The sequence below is a fragment of the Streptomyces sp. PTL18 genome, assembly GCF_059510295.1.
Map to the genome: position 1 here is coordinate 59243 of NZ_JCAJZO010000020.1, position 18160 is coordinate 77402.

The 18160-nt window shown below is 72.0% G+C and carries 16 protein-coding genes; 4 read left to right on the forward strand and 12 right to left on the reverse strand.

What is annotated here, in order from left to right:
* Positions 1–154: 154 nt before the first annotated feature.
* The 10 genes from kynU to AC5WS8_RS29360 form a co-directional block, all read right to left on the reverse strand.
* Positions 155–1411 (reverse strand): kynureninase, encoded by a 1257-nt coding sequence (gene kynU, locus AC5WS8_RS29315; protein ID WP_496106515.1) that lies wholly within the window; start codon positions 1409–1411, stop codon positions 155–157.
* Complete coding sequence (locus tag AC5WS8_RS29320) at positions 1404–2261, reverse strand: tryptophan 2,3-dioxygenase family protein (RefSeq protein WP_496106516.1); 858 nt, start codon at positions 2259–2261, stop codon at positions 1404–1406. Before AC5WS8_RS29320 ends, kynU begins: the two co-directional genes overlap by 8 nt.
* Positions 2262–2408: 147 nt before the next feature.
* Positions 2409–2822: a DUF3151 domain-containing protein gene (locus AC5WS8_RS29325; protein ID WP_496106517.1), complete on the reverse strand. Its 414-nt coding sequence runs from the start codon at positions 2820–2822 to the stop codon at positions 2409–2411.
* 480 nt (positions 2823–3302) lie between these two features.
* Positions 3303–4808: an MFS transporter gene (locus AC5WS8_RS29330; RefSeq protein ID WP_496106518.1), complete on the reverse strand. Its 1506-nt coding sequence runs from the start codon at positions 4806–4808 to the stop codon at positions 3303–3305.
* Positions 4809–5032: 224 nt separating this feature from the next.
* A complete protein-coding gene (fbaA, locus tag AC5WS8_RS29335) occupies positions 5033–6055 on the reverse strand; it encodes a class II fructose-bisphosphate aldolase (RefSeq protein WP_496106519.1) in 1023 nt (340 codons plus the stop codon).
* A gap of 140 nt (positions 6056–6195) precedes the next feature.
* Positions 6196–6744: an orotate phosphoribosyltransferase gene (gene pyrE, locus AC5WS8_RS29340; RefSeq protein WP_496106520.1), complete on the reverse strand. Its 549-nt coding sequence runs from the start codon at positions 6742–6744 to the stop codon at positions 6196–6198.
* A gap of 10 nt (positions 6745–6754) precedes the next feature.
* A complete protein-coding gene (locus tag AC5WS8_RS29345; RefSeq protein ID WP_496106521.1) occupies positions 6755–7543 on the reverse strand; it encodes an aldose epimerase family protein in 789 nt (262 codons plus the stop codon).
* A gap of 62 nt (positions 7544–7605) precedes the next feature.
* The gene (locus AC5WS8_RS29350; protein ID WP_496106522.1) at positions 7606–8523 is read right to left on the reverse strand and encodes an SRPBCC family protein; all 918 of its coding nucleotides are present in this window, start codon (positions 8521–8523) and stop codon (positions 7606–7608) included.
* Positions 8524–8707: 184 nt separating this feature from the next.
* Positions 8708–10333 (reverse strand): polyamine aminopropyltransferase, encoded by a 1626-nt coding sequence (locus tag AC5WS8_RS29355; protein WP_496106523.1) that lies wholly within the window; start codon positions 10331–10333, stop codon positions 8708–8710.
* A gap of 223 nt (positions 10334–10556) precedes the next feature.
* Complete coding sequence (locus AC5WS8_RS29360; protein ID WP_496106524.1) at positions 10557–11114, reverse strand: DUF2617 family protein; 558 nt, start codon at positions 11112–11114, stop codon at positions 10557–10559.
* 1208 nt (positions 11115–12322) lie between these two features.
* Between AC5WS8_RS29360 and AC5WS8_RS29365 the strand changes: the two genes are divergently transcribed.
* Positions 12323–12835, forward strand: coding sequence for a hypothetical protein (locus AC5WS8_RS29365; RefSeq protein ID WP_496106525.1), 513 nt, complete (start codon positions 12323–12325; stop codon positions 12833–12835).
* 100 nt (positions 12836–12935) lie between these two features.
* Here AC5WS8_RS29365 and AC5WS8_RS29370 read toward each other — a convergent pair whose 3' ends face one another.
* Positions 12936–13703 (reverse strand): hypothetical protein, encoded by a 768-nt coding sequence (locus AC5WS8_RS29370; RefSeq protein WP_496106526.1) that lies wholly within the window; start codon positions 13701–13703, stop codon positions 12936–12938.
* 233 nt (positions 13704–13936) lie between these two features.
* Between AC5WS8_RS29370 and AC5WS8_RS29375 the strand changes: the two genes are divergently transcribed.
* From AC5WS8_RS29375 to AC5WS8_RS29385, 3 genes are all read left to right on the forward strand, one after another.
* Positions 13937–15130, forward strand: coding sequence for a pyridoxal phosphate-dependent aminotransferase (locus AC5WS8_RS29375; RefSeq protein WP_496106527.1), 1194 nt, complete (start codon positions 13937–13939; stop codon positions 15128–15130).
* A gap of 150 nt (positions 15131–15280) precedes the next feature.
* Positions 15281–15538 (forward strand): type II toxin-antitoxin system Phd/YefM family antitoxin, encoded by a 258-nt coding sequence (locus AC5WS8_RS29380; RefSeq protein ID WP_403595863.1) that lies wholly within the window; start codon positions 15281–15283, stop codon positions 15536–15538.
* A 7-nt stretch (positions 15539–15545) separates the two neighbouring features.
* Positions 15546–15806 (forward strand): Txe/YoeB family addiction module toxin, encoded by a 261-nt coding sequence (locus tag AC5WS8_RS29385; protein WP_496106528.1) that lies wholly within the window; start codon positions 15546–15548, stop codon positions 15804–15806.
* A gap of 77 nt (positions 15807–15883) precedes the next feature.
* Here the strand turns inward: AC5WS8_RS29385 and AC5WS8_RS29390 are convergent, their stop codons facing one another.
* Complete coding sequence (locus AC5WS8_RS29390) at positions 15884–18043, reverse strand: IS1096 element passenger TnpR family protein (RefSeq protein WP_496106529.1); 2160 nt, start codon at positions 18041–18043, stop codon at positions 15884–15886.
* Positions 18044–18160: the final 117 nt, after the last annotated feature.

Below are 18160 nucleotides of genomic sequence, written 5' to 3' on the forward strand. Positions count from 1 at the left end.
CACCGGCCGCCGCGGGGACGGTATCAGGCGGGTGACGTGCGTCAGCAGGGGGTTGTCACTCTCGGTGAGGAGCAAACGGATCTGCTGTGCCGTCCCGGTGAGGCGGGGCAGAGGCCCCCTGGGGGCGGAGTCCCGCCCCCAGGGGAGCCACCCGTCAGGCCACCACCTCGGCCAGCACCTCCGCCAGCACCCGGGCCGCCCGCTCCACGTCCCCGAACCCCACGTACAGCGGCGTGAACCCGAACCGCAGCACGTCCGGCGCCCGGAAGTCACCGACCACGCCGGCGGCGATCAGCCGCTTCATCACGTCCCCCGCGACGGGGGTACCTCCCTGCTCGAGCGCAGCCGGGAGCTCGGGGGGACAGCGCAGCGCGATCTGGCTGCCCCGTTCCCGGTGCGCGACCGGGGTCAGGGACTCGACCCTGCCGGGCGGGACGTAGGTCGTCACGCACTCGAGGAAGAAGTCCGTCAGGGCCAGCGACTTGGCGCGGACCGCGTCGATCGGGACGCCGTCCCACACCTCCAGCGCCGCCTCCAGGGCGAGCATCGACAGGATGTCCGGGGTGCCGACGCGCCCGCGCAGGGCGCCGGGCGCCGGCTCGTAGTCGGTCCGCATGCCGAACGGCTCCGCGTGCGAGTTCCAGCCCGGCAGCGGTGAGTCGAAGCGGTCCTGCAGCTCCCGCCGCACATACAGGTACGCCGGTGAGCCGGGCCCCCCGTTCAGATATTTGTAGGTGCAGCCGACCGCCAGGTCGACCCCGTGCTCGTCCAGGCCCACGGGCAGCGCACCCGCGCTGTGGCACAGGTCCCAGACCGAGACCGCGCCCGCCGCGTGCACGGCGGCCGTCAGCCGGGGCAGGTCGTGCAGCCGGCCGGTGCGGTAGTCGACGTGGTTCAGCAGCACGGCCGCCGTACGGTTCGACAACGCCCCGGGCACGTCTGCCGGGGCCACCGGACGCAGCGTGCAGCCCGTCATCCGCGCCGCCGACCCGGCGATGTACCCGTCCGTCGGGAACGTCGTCGCGTCGACCACCACCTCGTCCCGGCCCGTGTCCGTCTCGCGGGCCATCCGCACCGCCGCCACCAGCGCCTTGAAGACGTTCACGCTGGTCGAGTCGCCCACCACGATCTGCCCGGGCGCGGCCCCGACCAGCGGGGCGATCCGGTCGCCGACCCGCTCCGGCGCCGTCCACCAGCCGCTCTCGTCCCAGGACCGGATCCTCAGCCGTCCCCACTGCCTGCGGACGACGTCCCCCATGCGGTCCGGTACGGCGACGGGCAGCGCGCCCAGCGAGTTGCCGTCCAGGTAGACCACCTCGTCGAGCACGAACCGCGCGCGCAGCGGCGCGAGTTCGTCCGCCGCGTCCAGCTCCTTCGCCTTCGCCGTCAGTCCGGCCGTCGGTTCAGACATGGGACCGCGCCGTCCACAGCTCGGGGAACACGTTCTTCTGGGCCCGCTTCTCCAGCCAGGCCACCCCGGCGGAACCGCCCGTGCCGGGCTTGGCGCCCATCGCGCGCCGGGTGGCGAGGAGATGGTCGTTGCGCCAGCGCCACACCAGTTCCGCCACGTCGGTCAACGCCTCGCCCAGCCGGGCGATTTCGTCGTCCGGGTCCCCCGAGTAGACGGCGGCCCAGACCGACTCGACCTCCTCCGACGGCTCGTAACGCCGCGAGACGTCGCGCCGCAGCACCGCGTCCGGGACGGGGTGCCCGCGCCGGGCGAGGAGCCGCAGCACCTCGTCGTACAGGGACGGCTCCTGCAGCGCCTTCTCCAGTTCGGCGTGGACGCGGGGCGCGCCGCGGTGCGGGACCAGCATGGACGTGGACTTGTCGCCGAGCAGGAACTCCATGCGGCGGTACATCGCCGACTGGAAGCCCGAGCCCTCGCCGAGGGCGGAGCGGTAGGAGTTGAACTGCGCGGGCGTCAGCTGCGCCAGGGGCCGCCAGGACGCGTTCAGCGCCTGGAGTTCCCGTGCGGACCTCTTCAGCGCGTCGATCGCCACCGGTACCCGGTCCTCGCGCAGGGCGCGCGCCGCGGTCTCCCACTCGTGGACGATGACGGTGAACCACAGCTCCATCACCTGGGTCGTGACCAGGAAGACCATCTCTCCGGGGTCGTCGGAGAGGGTGTGCTGGAGGTGGGTGAGCACGTCCGCCTTGACGTAGTCCTCGTAAGGGGTCGTGCCCTGGAAGTCGAGATGCGGGGTCTCGGGCTCATGAGCCTCGGCGGTGCGAGGGGGCTGGTGAGCCTGTTGGGACATCGCTGTCTCCTGTGTGTGCTCCGGGTAGCGGTCCGCCCCTGCCGATGCCGGCACGGGGGCCCCGGTCCCCACAGGCATCGTCCGCAATGCCCCGGGACATCGCAAGGCCCGCCTGGTCACAGACGGGCCCGGCACCTCCCGCAGGGGCTAGCCCAGCGTCTGGGCCGCCGTGGGCGAGGAGTCCTTCAGGAACTGGGTGCAGCGCTCGTACTCCTCCTGCTCGCCGATGCCCTGCGCGGCGCGTGCGAGGCCGTGCAGGGCGCGCAGGAAGCCACGGTTGGGCTCGTGCTCCCAGGGGATCGGCCCGTGGCCCTTCCAGCCGCTGCGGCGCAGGGCGTCCAGGCCGCGGTGGTAGCCGGTGCGGGCGTACGCGTACGACTCGACGACCGCTCCGCGCTCGAACGCGTCGTCTGCGAGCTGCGCCCAGGCGAGGGAGGAGGCGGGGTACCGCGCGGCGACCTCGGCGGGCGCCGTGCCACTCGCGAGGAGCTCCCGCGGCTCCGGGTCGTCGGGGAGGTGCGTGGGGGGCGGGCCCCCGAGGAGATTCTCGTGAAGGGTCATGGGATCAGTGTGCGGCATGGGCCTGCGGCATGGGCCCGACGTCGGATCATCGTGCCGGACCGGTGGTCAGGTGCGGATCGGCGCTCACTGCGCGGATCAGTGCTCACTGCGCGGATCAATGCTCATTGGCCCGGAGCAACCGGTAGGGCCTGGAGCAGCAGGCACGACACGGAGCCGTGCTCGTGAACTGGAGCAGTGATCGCAACCCGGCGCAGTGCTCGCAGCCTAGAGCAGTGCTCGCGCCACGGAGCAGCGTTCGCGACACGGAGCAGCGTTCGCGCCACGGAGCACCGGTCGCGACGGGGAGCACCGGTCGCGACGGGGACGAAGCCTCACGTTCCGGATCGGTGCTCACCGCCCGGGTCGGCGCTCACGGCCGGGCCGGTACTCAGCGCCCGGGCCGGTACTCACCTCTCAGGCCGTGGTCACCGCCCGGGCCGGTGCGCACCGCCCAGGCCGTGCTCACCGCCCGGATGAGTATCAAGGCGCCGGATCATTGCCGGAAGGCGTGGAGCCATGGCGTGGCTCGAGCGGCGGGGCGGTCATGGAGCAGTGCGTGCGGCACTCGGGGTGGCGGCACTCCGGGGCCATGCGGCGTACCGTCGCGCAGGCGAGCGCCGCGCCCGCCACCAGGACGCCCGCGCACAGCGGCATCGCCCGGCGGAAGGCCGCCTCGAACGCGTCCGGCACACGGTACGCCTCCGGGCCCATCCCGGTGAGCAGGGGCAGCGCGGCCACGGCGATCAGGCCGGCCGCGCGGGCGGCAGCGTTGTTGATGCCGCTCGCCAGACCGGCCCTGGCGGTGTCCACCGACGCGAGCACCGTGGCGGTCAGCGGGGCGACCAGGGTGACCATGCCCGCGCCCATGACCAGCACGGCGGGCAGCACGTCGACGACGTACGAGGCGCCCTTGCCGACGCGCAGCATCAGCAGCATGCCGGCCGCGCACAGCAGGGGCCCGACGGTGAGCGGCACACGCGGTCCGATGCGCTCCGCGAGGGCGCCGGAGCGGGACGAGAACAGGAGCATCAGGACGGTGGTGGGCAGCAGGGCGAGACCGGCCCGCAGGGGCGAGTAGCCGGAGACGACCTGGAGCTGGAGCGCGGTGAGGAAGAAGAATCCGCCGAAGGCCGCGTAGACGCAGAGGGTCACCAGGTTGACCGCCGTGAACTGGCGGGAGGCGAAGATGCCGAGCGGCATCATCGGGTCGCGGCGGTGCCGTTCGACGTGGACGAACGCGACGCCGGCGGCCAGGCCCGCGACCGCGCTGGCGGCGACGAGGGGCCAGTCGCCGCGCGCCTCGATGAGGGCGTACGTCACCAGGGCGAGGGAGAGGGCGCCGAGAGTGGCGCCGAGGACGTCGAAGCGACGGCTGCGGGTGCCGCCGGCGGAGGACTCGGGGACGTGGCGTACGGCGATGGGGGCGCAGAGGAGGGCCAGGGGCACGTTGAGGAGGAAGACCCAGCGCCAGCCGGGGCCGGCCACCAGCCAGCCGCCGAGGAACGGGCCGACGGCGGCGCCGATGCCGCCGAAGCCGGACCACAGGCCGACCGCTCTGCTGCGGTCCTCGGGGTGGAAGGTGGCCTGGATGAGGGCGAGCGACCCGGGGGTGAGCAGGGCGCCGCCGACACCCTGGAGGGCGCGGGCGGCGATGAGGACGCCGGAGGTGGGGGCGACGCCGCAGAGGAGGGAGGCGGTGGCGAACCACAGCACGCCGAGGACGAAGATCCTGCGGCGGCCGTACCGGTCGCCGAGGGCGCCGCCGAGGAGGATGAGACCGGCGAGCGTGAGGAGGTACGCGTTGACGGTCCACTGGAGGGCGGCGAGGCTCGCGTCGAGGGCGTGGCCGATGCGGGGGAGGGCCACGTTGACGACGGTGGAGTCCAGCAGGGCCATGCTGGAGCCCAGCACTGTGGTCAGGAGGATCCACTTCCCCTGCGGGGAGGCGAGCCTCACGGCGGGGGGCTGCTGCGCGGTGACCGCCATGCTGGGATCATCCCGCGTCGGGTGTGGCTGAGCCAGGGCTGCGGCGCCCGGGAGTTGGCCGGACAGTACGCGGTGTCGCGGGTGCCCGGGAGCCGGGCGGCGCAACCCTGCGCCGACGGCGTGCCTCCCCCGAGCTCCTCGAGCAGAGGGGAGGCACCCACCCGTGCCGCCAAGCGGCACGACTGCCCGCAGCTAGTCGGCTGCCGGCACCCCGCCAACCACTGTTACTTGATCTTCGTGCCGGTCGAGCGGAGGTTCTGGCAGGCCTCCAGCACGCGCTTCGACATCGACGCCTCCGCCAGCTTGCCCCAGGTGCGCGGGTCGTAGGTCTTCTTGGAGCCGACCTCGCCGTCGACCTTCAGGACGCCGTCGTAGTTCTTGAACATGTGGTCGACGACCGGACGCGTGAAGGCGTACTGGGTGTCCGTGTCGATGTTCATCTTGACCACGCCGTTCTCCAGCGCCGTCAGGATCTCCTGCTCCGTGGAACCGGAACCGCCGTGGAAGACGAAGTCGAACGGCGACTCCTTGCCGAACCGCTCGGCCACGCCCTCGTTCAGCTCCTTCAGCAGCTCGGGGCGGAGCACGACGTTGCCCGGCTTGTACACCCCGTGCACGTTGCCGAACGACGCGGCCAGCAGGTAGCGGCCCTTCTCGCCGAGGCCGAGCGCCTCGGCCGTGCGGAGCGCGTCGTCGACCGTCGTGTACAGGCTGTCGTTGATCTCGTGGGAGACGCCGTCCTCCTCGCCGCCCGTCGGGGTGATCTCCACCTCGAGGATGATCTTGGCGGCGGCGGTGCGGGCGAGCAGCTCCTGGGCGATCGACAGGTTGTCGGCCAGGGTCTCGGCGGAGCCGTCCCACATGTGCGACTGGAACAGCGGGTTCTGCCCGGCCTTCACCCGCTCCTCGGAGATCGCGAGCAGCGGACGTACATACCCGTCGAGCTTGTCCTTCGGGCAGTGGTCCGTGTGCAGAGCGATGTTGACCGGGTACTTCTCGGCGACGATGTGGGCGAACTCGGCCAGGGCCACCGCGCCGGTGACCATGTCCTTGCTGTACTGGCCACCCAGGAACTCGGCGCCACCCGTCGAGATCTGGACGATGCCGTCGCTCTCCGCCTCCGCGAAGCCGCGCAGGGCCGCGTGCAGGGTCTGGGAGGAGGTCACGTTGATGGCCGGGTAGGCGAACTTGCCTGCCTTCGCCCGGTCGAGCATCTCGTTGTAGACCTCGGGGGTTGCGATGGGCATCTGTCCGCTCCTTGTTGTGCGGGTTGCGTTCTGCGTGCTTACGGCCCTGACCTAGGGAGTGACGTCATCGTCGGCCCCATCTTCCCAGACGTGACCGGATGCTTCGGACACCCTGTCCAGCCTGTGGATAACCCCGTGTCCTAGTCCAGACCCAGGTCGTCCTTCGAATAGGCGAACAGGTAGGGGACACCGGCCTTTTCGGCGATCGCCTCGGCGGCGCCCGTCGCCCGGTCCACGATCGTCGCGACCGCGACGACCTCGGCTCCGGCCTCCCGCAGCGCCTCGACGGCGGTCAGCACCGAGCCGCCGGTGGTGGAGGTGTCCTCGACAGCCAGCACACGGCGGCCCGCGACCTCCGTACCCTCGATCCGGCGCTGCAGGCCGTGCGCCTTGCCCGCCTTGCGGACGACGAAGGCGTCGAGCGTCTTCCCTCGCGCGGCGGAGGCGTGCAGCATCGCGGTGGCCACCGGGTCGGCGCCCAGAGTCAGGCCGCCGACCGCCTCGTAGTCCAGGTCGGCGGTCAGGTCGAGCATGACCTGACCCACCAGCGGGGCGGCCACGCCGTCGAGGGTGATGCGGCGGAGGTCGATGTAGTAGTCGGCTTCCTTGCCCGACGACAGGGTCACCTTGCCGTGCACCACGGCCTTGTCCTTGATCTGCTGCAGCAGCTCGCCGCGAACGTCGCTCATGGCAGCCAGCTTAGAGGCGGCGCCAGGTCCACGTGGTCGTGGCCTCGAGCGGCTCGATCGGGGTGACCAGGCGCGGAAGGGTGTTGAGGCCGTTCGGGGGGCCGGTCTGCGGTTCCACGCACACCGCCTCGGACTGCTCGTCGTAGACCACGACCCACTCCTCGCGGCTGGTGACCTTCAGCTCCATCTGCCCGGGCCAGGTGAGGGTGACGTCGACGCCGCCGGGCATGCCGAAGCAGTCGTCCCAGGGGCCGGGCTTGGGGTCGATCCGGTTGCCGGTGGGCAGGTGGTCGTCGCCCCGCTCCTCCTGCCAGGCGGCGTCGAAGTCGATACGGACGTCCGCGCCGCCGAGGCTGCGGTGGAACCAGGGGTGCCAGCCGATCTGCGCCGGGAAGGAGTCGTCGTAGGTCTCCACGGACATGGTCAGCGTGAGGGCGTCCTCGGTGAGCGCGGCCAGCTGGGTGACCCGGCCGGCGTAGGGCCAGGGGGTGACCAGGTCGTAGGTGAGGACGGCCTCGGTGGGCTCGGTGCGGGCGACGCGCCAGACGCCGTCGCGGACCGTGCCGTGGATGGCGTGCGGCGCGGCGTTGAGGGGCATCTGCTGGACGGTGCCGCCGTCGCGGAACCTGCCGTCCCGGATGCGGCCGCACCAGGGGGCCATGGGGAAGCAGCCGAACCGTTCCCCCTGCCGCAGCAGTTCCGTCCCGCCGACACGCAGGCTCCTCACACGCCCGCCGTTCCCCGGCGCCAGCACGACCTCCGCGTCTCCCGCGGCCAACGTGATCTCGTCGTTACTCACGAGTCCGACCCTACTGGGCGGATCAAGGTGGCGTGCGGTGGCTCGGGGGCCGCCCCTGGTCCTCAGCGCCGCCGCCGCAGCAGCCGGCCCGCGATGATCGCCGATGCCACCAGCAGGGCCGCCGCCGGGGCCGCCCAGCGCAGCGTGGCGGTGGCTGCCACGGACTCCGGGGGCGGGACGGGGGCGTAACGTCCGCGCGGGGGCGCGTGATCGACCTCCTCGGCGCTGCGGCCGATCATGGTGCGACGGGCGTGCGCCGCCTCGGCGGGCGGTTCCTCGTCGAAGGCGTCGGACGGGAGACCCGATTCGTCCTCGCCGTCGAAGGCGTCGGACGGGACGCCTGACTCGTCCTCGCCGTCGAAGGCGTCGGACGGGACGCCCGGTTCGTCCTCCTCGGCGAGGGGCTCGGGAGACGGCGGCGGGACCTCGGTGTCGTCGGCCGAGGCGGACGCCTCCTCGGGACCCGGCTCCCGTGACGGCGGTCCGGCCGCCTCCGCAGGGCCCACCTCCCCAGGGCGCTCCTCCGCCGCCTCGCCCAGGTCGACCCCCGGATCCTGGCCCAGTTCCGCGCCCAGGTTCTCCACGAACCGTCCCAGCAGCCGCGTCGCCGCCGACGCCGCCGTCCCCACCGGCAGTTCCGCGATCCGCCCGTCGGCCGTGGCCGTTCCCCTGAACGTGACCGTGGTGCCGTCCTCGGCGGGGGTCAGGCGCAGGGACAGGGAGAGTTTCGCCGTGCCCGTGCCGCGGGCCTCGGCGGCCTCGCCCTCCACCGCGAACGAGCCGTCGTCCCGCCCCTCGACCCGCAGGGTGCCGCGGTAGGCGATCGTGTGGCCGCCGGCGCGCACCCTCAGGCGGCCGGCGATGACCCCCGTGTCCTCGTCCTGCTGGAGCCCCGGGATCGCGCGGGCCACCCGGGCCGGGTCGGCCAGCGCCTCGCGCAGCCGCTCGGCGGGAAGCGGAACGAACACCTCATGCTCCATGTCTGAGGAGCCTACCCAGCAGCGCCCGAACCTCACCCGTACATGCGGTATTCGCACGGCAGCGGCCGGGAGGACCAGTCCTCACCCCCGGCGCCTCGGGTGCGCCGCCACCACCTGGGGTGCGCCGCCACCATCTGGGCTGGGTCCCACCATCTGGGGTGGGTCCCAGGTGCTGGGTGCGCCCCTAGTACCTGGGGTGCACCAGCGTCGACGGCAGCAGTCCCGGGACCCGGGTGTGCGCCGCCGCCCGCGCGTCCGCCCGCAGGGCCGCCCGGCTGAGCGTGCGCAGGCACGGCGTGCGCGGGTCCAGGGTCAGCGTGGGCCGGGTGCGGGCGGCGAGCAGGAACCCCCAGTCGTGCGGCGCCCCGGCTGCCCGAGCCGTGGGGCCCGGTGCGCGGCCGTCGACGCGGTACGGGGTGGTGGCGAGGCCGGCCGCCCGTATCGTCGCCTCCACCGTCCAGAACGCGCGCGGCCGGGCGGTCACCGGTCCGGCGTGCACCACGAACCGCCCGCCCGTCGCCAGCACGCGCCGGGTCAGGCCGTAGAACTCCTGCGAGTACAGCTTGGTGCTCGCCGTGGCGCGGGGGTCGGGAAGGTCGGCGATCACCACGTCGTACGTCGACGGTGTCCCCCTCAGCCAGCGGAACGCGTCCTCCGCATGGACGTGGACGCGCGGGTCCGCGAAGGCGTGGCCGTTCAGCGCGGACAGGGCCGCGTCGTGGCGGGCGAGCCGGAACAGGGCCGGGTCCGGGTCGACCACGTCGACCCGCCGCACCCCGGGATGCCGCAGCACCTCGCGCGCCGCGAGTCCGTCGCCGCCGCCGAGGACGAGCACGCGCGCGTGCGGGCCGCCGCTCATCGCGGGGTGCACCAGCGCCTGGTGGTAGAGGAGTTCGTCACGGCCGTCGACACGGAGCCGACCGTCGAGGAACAGGTCGAGGGGACGGCCGGGGGTTCCCCCGGTCAGCACCATCTCCTGGCCGCCGGTGCGCAGCGCGACCCGTACGTGACCGCCGTACACCGCCTGGCGCGCCGCCCGTTCGAAGTCGTCGACGAGAACGGCCGCGGCGGCGAGCACGCCCAGGACCAGAAGGTTGGCGACCAGCAGCACTCGGCGCCCGCGCCGGGACAGGTCGCGCCGGAACAGGCCGAGCACCAGGGCGCCGCCCGCGACCGCGTTGACCGCGCCGGTGACCAGGGCACCCGTCAGCTGTCCGAGCTGCGGCAGCAGCAGGAAGGGAAAGGCGAGGCCGCCGACGAGCGCGCCCACGTAGTCGGCCGCGAACAGGTCCGCGACCGCTCCGCCCGCGTCCTGGCGGCGGATGCGCTGGATCAGCTCCATCAGCAGCGGCACCTCGGCGCCGGTGAGCAGCCCGATCGCCAGCGAGAACGCGACCAGCAGACAGCGCGGGCCGCCGGACCGGACGCCGTGCCAGTCGCCCGTCCAGGCGAAGGCCGCGTACAGGGCCATCGCGCTCAGGCCGCCGACGAGTGCGAGCACCGTCTCCACCGCGCCGAACCCGGCCGCGGCGCGGCAGCGGAGCCGCTTGGCGGCGAGCGAACCGACACCCATCGCGAACACCATCACGGACAGCACGACCGAGGCCTGGGTGACCGAGTCGCCGATCAAATAGGAGGCAAGCGCGACGAGTTCGAGTTCGTACACGAGTCCGCAGGCCGCGCAGACGAACACGCCGACGAGGACCAGGAACCGCCCGGTGCCCGGGCCCACGGGCAGCCGCGCCTTGCCCCGGCCGCCGCCCCAGGAGGCGGCAGCGCCGGGGGGCGCGGGCGCGTGCGGTTCGATCACGTCCGGAACGCTACGTCACGCTTGCGCTGAGCCTTGTCACCCACACGTGTGGCGCCGGGTTGTTCGGCACCGGGGGGTGGTGTGGCCGGCCGGGGGCTGCCGCCCCCGGTTCCCCGCCCCGGCCTGGACGGCCCCGTCGTCGTTCTCCCCCCGAGCGCCTCGAGCAGGGGCCCCCGGACGGGCTGATGGTGCACGGCCATGGCTGATCGCGCGTCGATCGTCCTCACCTGCCCGACAGGACCGGCTCCTCCGTGGCGCCGTCCCGTCGTTTCGCCCGCTGCCTCACCCCGACCCGGGTCCGGGTCGCCACCAATTGGCCGTCCTGCGGGTAGGCGTGCCAGGTGCGCCAGTGGACCTGGCCCTCGTGGTACCGGGCGAGCATCGCGGTGAACGCGTGCGGGCTGCCGGGGAAGACGCCGGCCAGGCCGTTGGGGTGGTCGGAGACCAGGGCCAGCAGTTCCTGGGCGCGGCCGGCGAAGCTGCCCGGGGACAGCACCTCGACACGGGCCGCGAACTCGTACTCCCAGTCGCCGACCCGCTTGGCGACACCGAGGGGCAGCGGGGCGCTGGAGCCCGCGATGCACGCCACCGTCTCCGAGCAGATGCCCCGCTCCTCCTGGAGGAGTACCTGGTGGGACGCACCGAGGAGTCGCAACTGCAGTTGTGCGCCGGCGAGTTCGAGATCGAGGGTGGCGAGTGCGGGCAGCGGCTCGCGGCCCAGGGTCCAGGCCAGATCGGCCGCGCGCGTGTCGGTGTAGGAGGTGTTCAGGGTCGTGAGCATGGATCGGCTCCGCTAGCACGCAAAAGGAGAAGTGGGGATCCGGAGCAGCCCGGTCGTGGCGCCGGGGACAGGGCCGGCTCAGCCAGTCGGGTAATGCGTCCGGTCGGCCCGGTGGGGAGGGACTCCTGCCGGACAGGTGTCCGAAGGGCGTCCGCGGGCTGCGTTGGTGGTGAGAGGGAATCATGAACAGTGGCACCGCCACAGCGTTTTTACCCAAGTTCGTAGGGTTTCCATCCCACCGAGGGCTCCCCAGCGCATCTGTTCAACTCATATGTGCGCCTGGAGCGTTGACCTGAGAACCGTGCGCCCCTCCACGACGCGGCAATGAGCGCACCTCCCGCACACAGCGCCGTCCGCGTGCGCCGTCACGCTCCCTCTGGAGAGGGAGTTTTCGGTCATGCGTTGACGTGTGCGTACAGAGGCCGGGTGACCGCCGGGAGGGAATCCCCGCGGTCACCCGGCGCCGCGCGGCCCGGATGCGTCCGGAGCTCGGCTGCCCCGTGTCAGCTGCCTCCGCCGCATCCGCCCCCGCCGCACGACGACCCGCACGACGACCCGCACGACGAGTGGCCGCCGCAGGAGTGGCCCCCGCCGCACGAGTGGTGACCGCCCGAGTCATGACCGCCGGAGTGGTGACCGCCGGAGTGGTGATGGCCCGAGTGGTGACCGCCCGAGTGGTGATCGCCCGACGGGCCGCCGTCGGCCCCGGCCACCCACCAGCTGCTGTCCCCACTGTCCCGGCCGCCCCGGTAACCGCCGCTCCCCCGACTCGTCCGCGTCCGCACCCCGGAGCGACCCCCCGACCGCACCGCCCCCTGCTTCGCGCGACGCTGCGCCGACGCGAGCAGCGCCACCACAACCACGCCGACGATGACCAGAAAGATGCTGGTGAGCATGGCCCGGTCCCCCTTTCGAATCCCCCGAAGCGGCCCCCCGCGGGCGCCTCTGCCGTGCCGAGTGGTCGGGGGATGCCCGCGGTGGTGGGCGTCCAAAGCAGAGTTGAGGAAGTTCTGAGGGTCCCTCGGGACCCGTAGATCCGCTGGGACTCTTCGAGTGAAAAACCGGAGCAAGGCCACCTGACCGGCGGTTCGCTGGTTGCTGGGGTGATCTGCAAACCATACGTTCGGCTCGCGCACTCACAGCGGCGGCGCCCGTGCACAGAGGTCGCCCAGGCCTGCCCGCAGACCACAAAGCCGAGAGGAACAGTCATGCGCCTGATCCGCTGCGGTCTCGCTGCTGCAACGCTGGCGGCTTCCGCCTCGGCCATCGGCCTGTTCGTCCCCCTCCCGGGCTGGATGCCACGGAGTTCCGATGCCACGCAGGTCCGGGTGGCCGGCGCCTCCGGCGTCCCCCGGGGCGAAGCCGAACCACCCCGGTTGCCCTTCCCGAATCCGGGCAGCTCGCAGAGTGAAGCGGATCCGCCCCCCTTCCCGAACCCGAGCCCGCAGGCACCGGCGCGCCCCTGTTACAGCTACGGAGGCCCGTACTGCGGCTGGGTGGGGACGTACCGGGGCGGCTGCGACAGGGAGTGGGGCCTGAGCTACGGAATCAAGAGCCCTTACTGGATCTGCCCCCACGACCCCCGCCCGAGCCCCCTGGAGACGCCGCGCGCCTCCGGCACCCCCGGTCCGTCCGGCACCCCCACTCCGTCAGGCACGTCGGCCTCCGCCGGAAGCGGCAGTTCCTCCGACCAGTCCGCCGAGACCTCCGAAGACGAGTGACAGCGGCGCTGCACCACCCCCCGGTCGCGGTCCTACCGCAGGCGCTGCCGGGGGAAGAGGGCCTGCTCGGCCCTCGCCCCGATCTCCACCCGGCCGTGTGTCACGCGGCAGGACGACGTCGGCGGAGCCAGGCCGTGGCCAGCGTTCCCAGAATCACCAGCAACCCGCCGGCCGCGATCAGGATGTGCTTCGTGCTCAGAAGGCCTGCGCCACAGACAGCAGCCGCGGTGTCACGGGAGTCAGAAACGTTTTGAGAGTGGTCCCCTTTCCGGGGCAGCGGGGAACCGGACGGCCCACTTCCCTCAGCACCTCTCCCACCATGCGGACGAGCACCGTCCCTGTGGTCGCCGTCCCCGCGGCCACCGTCACGACCCCCGCGGTCTCGGTCGTCCTCGCCGTTGACGCAATGGGCGGCCGGGAAGGCGAAGGCTCGCACATGGCGGTCGAAAGCCTTCACCACGAATACCGGGTGCACCCTGAAGAAGCCGTGAATCGCAAACTCGTACTGATAGTCGGTCTGGGTGGGATAGTTCACGTCCATGTACGTCGACACGAAGAAGTCGTTCCACGGTGCCGTCGGCGACAAGGGCGCGACCGCCGAGCTCCCTTGGAGGACGAGAGCCTCGGGCCCGCGCCGGCCATTGGTCAGAATCACCCTCAGTCGCGTGTCGATGAGCACGACACGGCGCCGGCTGTAACAGCGACGCCAGGGATTGCGGTGCCCGTGGCCGTCCTCCCCTTCGTGTCGCCACAGGGGGCCGGACGCGTGCCGTGCAGAGGTCTGCGCAGCGACGTCGGCCGGCGGAAGAACCACGAGAGCGACAGCCGCACCCACCAGCGGCGCCGCAACCCAGGAACGGAAATGCATTCGATGACCTCCATGGGTGCCAGGCACAGGCGACCGCTGCCGTGCGACACATCGGAATCTCAGATGAAGGTAAGAGGAACCGACTCGTCACATCGCGGACATCCTCCGGAGCCGTCCTCCTCGTCACCCGACCGCAGCAGTCCCATGGGCCGCCTGCGCGTTCCCCGACTCCGCGGGCCCGCGCCTGTTCATCCGTGAAGGCAGGTTGAGGAAGGCCGGAGCCGGGGCGCAGGATGGCGGCCATGACCTCCAGCGCGCGCCCCTTCCTCAACCGCCGCCTCGCCGAGTTCGGGACGACGATCTTCGCCGAGATGTCGGCCCTCGCCGTGAGCACCGGGTCCATCAACCTCGGTCAGGGCTTCCCCGACACCGACGGCCCCGAGGAGGTGCGCGAGGCCGCCGTACGGGCGCTGCGCGACGGGCGCGGCAACCAGTACCCGCCGGGGCCCGGCGTCCCCGAGCTGCGTACCGCGATCGCCGCGCACCAGGAGCGGCGGTACGGGCTCACCCACGACCCCGACACGGAGGTCCTGGTCACCGCGGGCGCGACCGAGGCGATCGCCGCCGCGCTGCTGGCACTGCTGGAGCCGGGCGACGAGGTGGTGGCCCTGGAGCCGTACTACGACTCGTACGCCGCCTGCATCGCGATGGCGGGCGGCCGACGCGTACCGGTCACGTTGCGGCCTTCCGGGGGAGGCTTCCGGCTGGACCTCGACGAGCTGCGCGACGCCGTCACCGACCGGACCCGGTTGCTGCTGATCAACACCCCGCACAATCCGACCGGGACCGTGCTCACCCGCGAGGAGCTGCGGGCGGTCGCCGAGCTGGCCGTCGAGCGTGACCTGCTGGTCGTCACCGACGAGGTGTACGAGCACCTGGTGTTCGACGAGGCCGAGCATGTGCCGCTGGCGACGTTCCCGGGGATGCGCGAACGGACGGTGACCATCGGCTCCGCGGGGAAGACGTTCTCGTTCACGGGGTGGAAGGTCGGCTGGGTCACCGGTACCGCGGAACTCGTCACCGCCGTTCGCTCCGCGAAGCAGTTCCTGACCTATGTCGCCTCCGGACCCTTCCAGCACGCCGTCGCAGAGGCCCTGCGTCTGCCCGACGCCTACTTCACGGCCTTCCGCGACGAGCTGCGGGCCAAGCGGGACCTGCTGAGCGCGGGACTTGCCGACGCCGGCTTCCGGGTCTTCCGACCGACCGGGACGTACTTCATCACGACCGACATCCGCCCGCTCGGTGAGAGCGACGGCGCCGGCTTCTGCCGTTCGCTCCCGCAGCGTGCGGGCGTGGTCGCGATCCCCAACGCTGTCTTCTACGACCACACGGAAGCAGGCGCCCCCTATGTCCGGTTCGCGTTCTGCAAGCGCGTCGAGGTACTGGCGGACGCGGCGGAACGGCTCCGCAAGGCATTCGCGGGTTGACCGCCGCCCTGCGGAACCGGGTCGATGCGTCCCCCTCCGCCTGCCACTCCTCGCCCGGCCGGCACTTTCGCACCGCGGCCGTCATTCCGGTGCTTGCCGCGCCGACAGGGATAGACGTACAATTTTCTGTACGTGAAAGGGGGGTCGATCATGAAGATCATGACGTACTCCGAGTCTCGCGCGCGCTATGCCGAGGTACTCAACTCAGTCACCGACGACCGCGAAGAGGTCGTCATCACCCGGGCCGGACACGAGCCGGTCGTCATCGTCTCCCTTGAGGACTACGAGTCCCTGAAGGAGACGGCGTACCTGCTGCGCAGCCCGGCGAACGCCCGGCGCCTGCTCGCGTCCATCGACGAGCTGGAAAACGGCGGCGGCACCGTACGCGAGCTGGCGACCGACGAATAAGGGCCGAGTGAAGATCACCTTCTCCTCCCGCGCCTGGGAGGACTGTCTCTGGTGGCAGCTTCAGGACCGGAAGATCCTGAAGCGCATCAACACGCTCATCGCGGACATCGCCCGGAACGGCAACGAGGGGATCGGCAAACCGGAACCCCTCAAACACGGGTTCCAGGGCTACTGGTCGCGCCGCATCAACGACGAGCACAGACTGATCTACAAGGCCACCGACGACGGTGTCCTGATCGCACAGTGCCGCTACCACTACGAGAGCTGACCGGACGCGACCGGATCGAGCACAGCCTCTGCCGGCCCCGGCCCCGGCGTCGCGTGGCGATCACGCACGTCGGCACCTCATCGTCGGCGCTGGGGTCCGACTTGGGTCGCGGACCTGCGCAGTCGCTTGGCCAGCGCCTTGTCCCGAGCCCTCAGATGCCGCCCTGCCGCTTCCAGGACGGCCCCGGTGGCGGGGTGGTCGCAACGCCAAAGGTCGTCGGCGGCCTGCTCCAGGAGCGGCAGCACCGAATCCCCCTCCTGTTCCAGGAACATGGCGAGTGCCTCGTCCGCCACACCGAGCGGGCCCCACAGATGGTCCACGAGCCCCCACATCTGGAGTTCCGGACCGTGTCCCTCGGGGATCTCACCACGGCCGGCCAGCGCGATCGCCGCGGTCTCGGCGCAGCCGGGGACCTGGGAGGCCGCGGCTTTGCGCAGAACCGCGAGCGCTCGCGGTTCATCGAGTTCCGCGAGCACCGGCGCGGCGGCAAGGCGGCGGAGGGCCGCATCGGCTTCCAAACCTGCGCAGGCGTCGATGAGCTGGACCGCAGCCGGGCCCTGGCCCCGATGGCTGATCCATCCGGTGATCTCGGAGTGGGCGGCCTCCTGGTCGTAGTCGAGCAGGGCGTCGAGCAAGGTCGGGGCGTCTGCGTCGGCCAGTTCGCCGATGAGAGGAGCGTGGAATCCCTCGGCGAGCAGGTACTCGCGCAGTCCGTGGCGTCCCAGTGGGGTGAGCCTGAGCCGTGTCCCGGCCGACGGTGTGCCGTCGCTGTCCACGACGCTCGCCTCGATACCGAGGATTCCGAGGAGGACGTGATCCCGCTGCCGGCTCGTCCCCGGGCCGGCCTCGACCTCCGCCGCCCGGTACTCGGCGAGGACAAGGGCCACCTGGTCGAGGATCTGCAGGAGGAACAGTTCGACCAGCCGTGCCTCCTGCTTCGGGAGCCCCTCGCGGAGTGCGGCGACGAGCAGTGCGCTGTCCAGCCATTCGCCGTCGGGGACCTCGTACAGCGCCCGCAGCACCACCGCTGGCAGGCCGTGGCCGTTCTCGTCCTCCATGTCCAGCGCGCCCGGCAGCACCGGGGACAGGCCGAGGTTCCCGAGGTCGTTCAGATCGTCGAGTTCGTCTTCGAGCGCATGGCACCAGAGTTCCAGCACTCCCTCGTCGTCCGCGGTAGCGGGCAGGCCGGTACCGGGGTGGGCCACGCCCACGCCGATCTCCACCAGGTCCCCGTACACGGCGAGCCGCCAGGGGTCGTCCAGGCAGGGCAGGTCTCCGGAGCTGCGCAGACGGGCCAGCCGCTTGTCCCGCTCCTCGGGCCGGAGCGCGCTCAGTTCGTCGTCCTGGGTCCAGAGTGCGAGTTCCTGGACGGCCTGGCGGCCCAGCGCGGGCTTGAGCACGTCCCGGGACGTGACGGCTCGTCCGTCCTGGCACCAGTGGGCCAGGCGGAGGGCGGAGGCGATCAGCGGCACCTGCCGGGCGGCTGCGGCGAGTTCCGCACGTGGTGCCAGGGACACGGGTCGCACCGGAACGGACTCCATGTCCAAGTCATCGTCGTCCTCGCCGTCGTGGACCTCGCCGCAGGAGCAGCGCCGCCCGCTGAGGGCGGCTTCGGCCGGGTCCGGTGCCGGGGCGGCCGTGGGCGGCTGCGGGTCCAGTCCGGCCAGTGCCCGGTCCAGGGCGTCGCGGTCGAAGCGGGCGGCGTCGAACCCCTCCTCGCGCAGGGTTTCGACCAGGTCGGTCCACGGCTCGGGGGCCGGTGCGCCGCGGTCCTCCACGGCGTCGAGGACGACCTGCAGCCCCCAGGCTCCCCCGATGTCCTCGGCATAGGGCATGGCGCGGCGGCCCCCGGTGCAGCGGACGCGCCGGTCGGGGGTGGACGCGGGGAGTATCTTCTCCAGCGTGATCCGGTGCCGCCAGTCGTCGCCGAAGTCGTAGGTGTACTCCAGCCGGCCGCCTTCGTAGGGCAGCACCTCGGCCACGGTCACGGACTCCTCGTCTGCGTCGCGGAAAGGATCGCGGTCCACCGGTGCGTCGAAGTCGACGAATTGGCGGCCGGAGCCAGGTTCGGTGAAGGAATGCAGGTGGGAGTTGTCCCAGCCGAAGCATGTCTGGACGATGTCGTGCAGGCAGCCGAGCGAGGTGTCGGCGGGCAGGGTGACCCGGCGCCAGACCGGCGGGCTGATGTCTCGCAGGGCGATCTTCAACTGGTAGGTCGGCATGGGCTCGGCGATCACGGCGAAGGGTTCCCTCAGGACGGATGCGGATTCCGGCACCGGTAACGGGCTGCGATCGCAAAGAGGTCGCGCCGGTCCTCGGCGGGTGCCGGTGACATCTTTCCGCACGGCGCCGAG

What these genes read in the sequence shown, in the direction of transcription:
- kynU (WP_496106515.1), bottom strand. Translation starts at nt 1,411, where the DNA reads ATGTCTGAACCGACGGCCGGACTGACGGCGAAGGCGAAGGAGCTGGAC.
- AC5WS8_RS29320 (WP_496106516.1), bottom strand. Translation starts at nt 2,261, where the DNA reads ATGTCCCAACAGGCTCACCAGCCCCCTCGCACCGCCGAGGCTCATGAG.
- AC5WS8_RS29325 (WP_496106517.1), bottom strand. Translation starts at nt 2,822, where the DNA reads ATGACCCTTCACGAGAATCTCCTCGGGGGCCCGCCCCCCACGCACCTC.
- AC5WS8_RS29330 (WP_496106518.1), bottom strand. Translation starts at nt 4,808, where the DNA reads ATGGCGGTCACCGCGCAGCAGCCCCCCGCCGTGAGGCTCGCCTCCCCG.
- fbaA (WP_496106519.1), bottom strand. Translation starts at nt 6,055, where the DNA reads ATGCCCATCGCAACCCCCGAGGTCTACAACGAGATGCTCGACCGGGCG.
- pyrE (WP_496106520.1), bottom strand. Translation starts at nt 6,744, where the DNA reads ATGAGCGACGTTCGCGGCGAGCTGCTGCAGCAGATCAAGGACAAGGCC.
- AC5WS8_RS29350 (WP_496106522.1), bottom strand. Translation starts at nt 8,523, where the DNA reads ATGGAGCATGAGGTGTTCGTTCCGCTTCCCGCCGAGCGGCTGCGCGAG.
- AC5WS8_RS29360 (WP_496106524.1), bottom strand. Translation starts at nt 11,114, where the DNA reads ATGCTCACGACCCTGAACACCTCCTACACCGACACGCGCGCGGCCGAT.
- AC5WS8_RS29365 (WP_496106525.1), top strand. Translation starts at nt 12,323, where the DNA reads ATGCGCCTGATCCGCTGCGGTCTCGCTGCTGCAACGCTGGCGGCTTCC.
- AC5WS8_RS29370 (WP_496106526.1), bottom strand. Translation starts at nt 13,703, where the DNA reads ATGCATTTCCGTTCCTGGGTTGCGGCGCCGCTGGTGGGTGCGGCTGTC.
- AC5WS8_RS29375 (WP_496106527.1), top strand. Translation starts at nt 13,937, where the DNA reads ATGGCGGCCATGACCTCCAGCGCGCGCCCCTTCCTCAACCGCCGCCTC.
- AC5WS8_RS29380 (WP_403595863.1), top strand. Translation starts at nt 15,281, where the DNA reads ATGAAGATCATGACGTACTCCGAGTCTCGCGCGCGCTATGCCGAGGTA.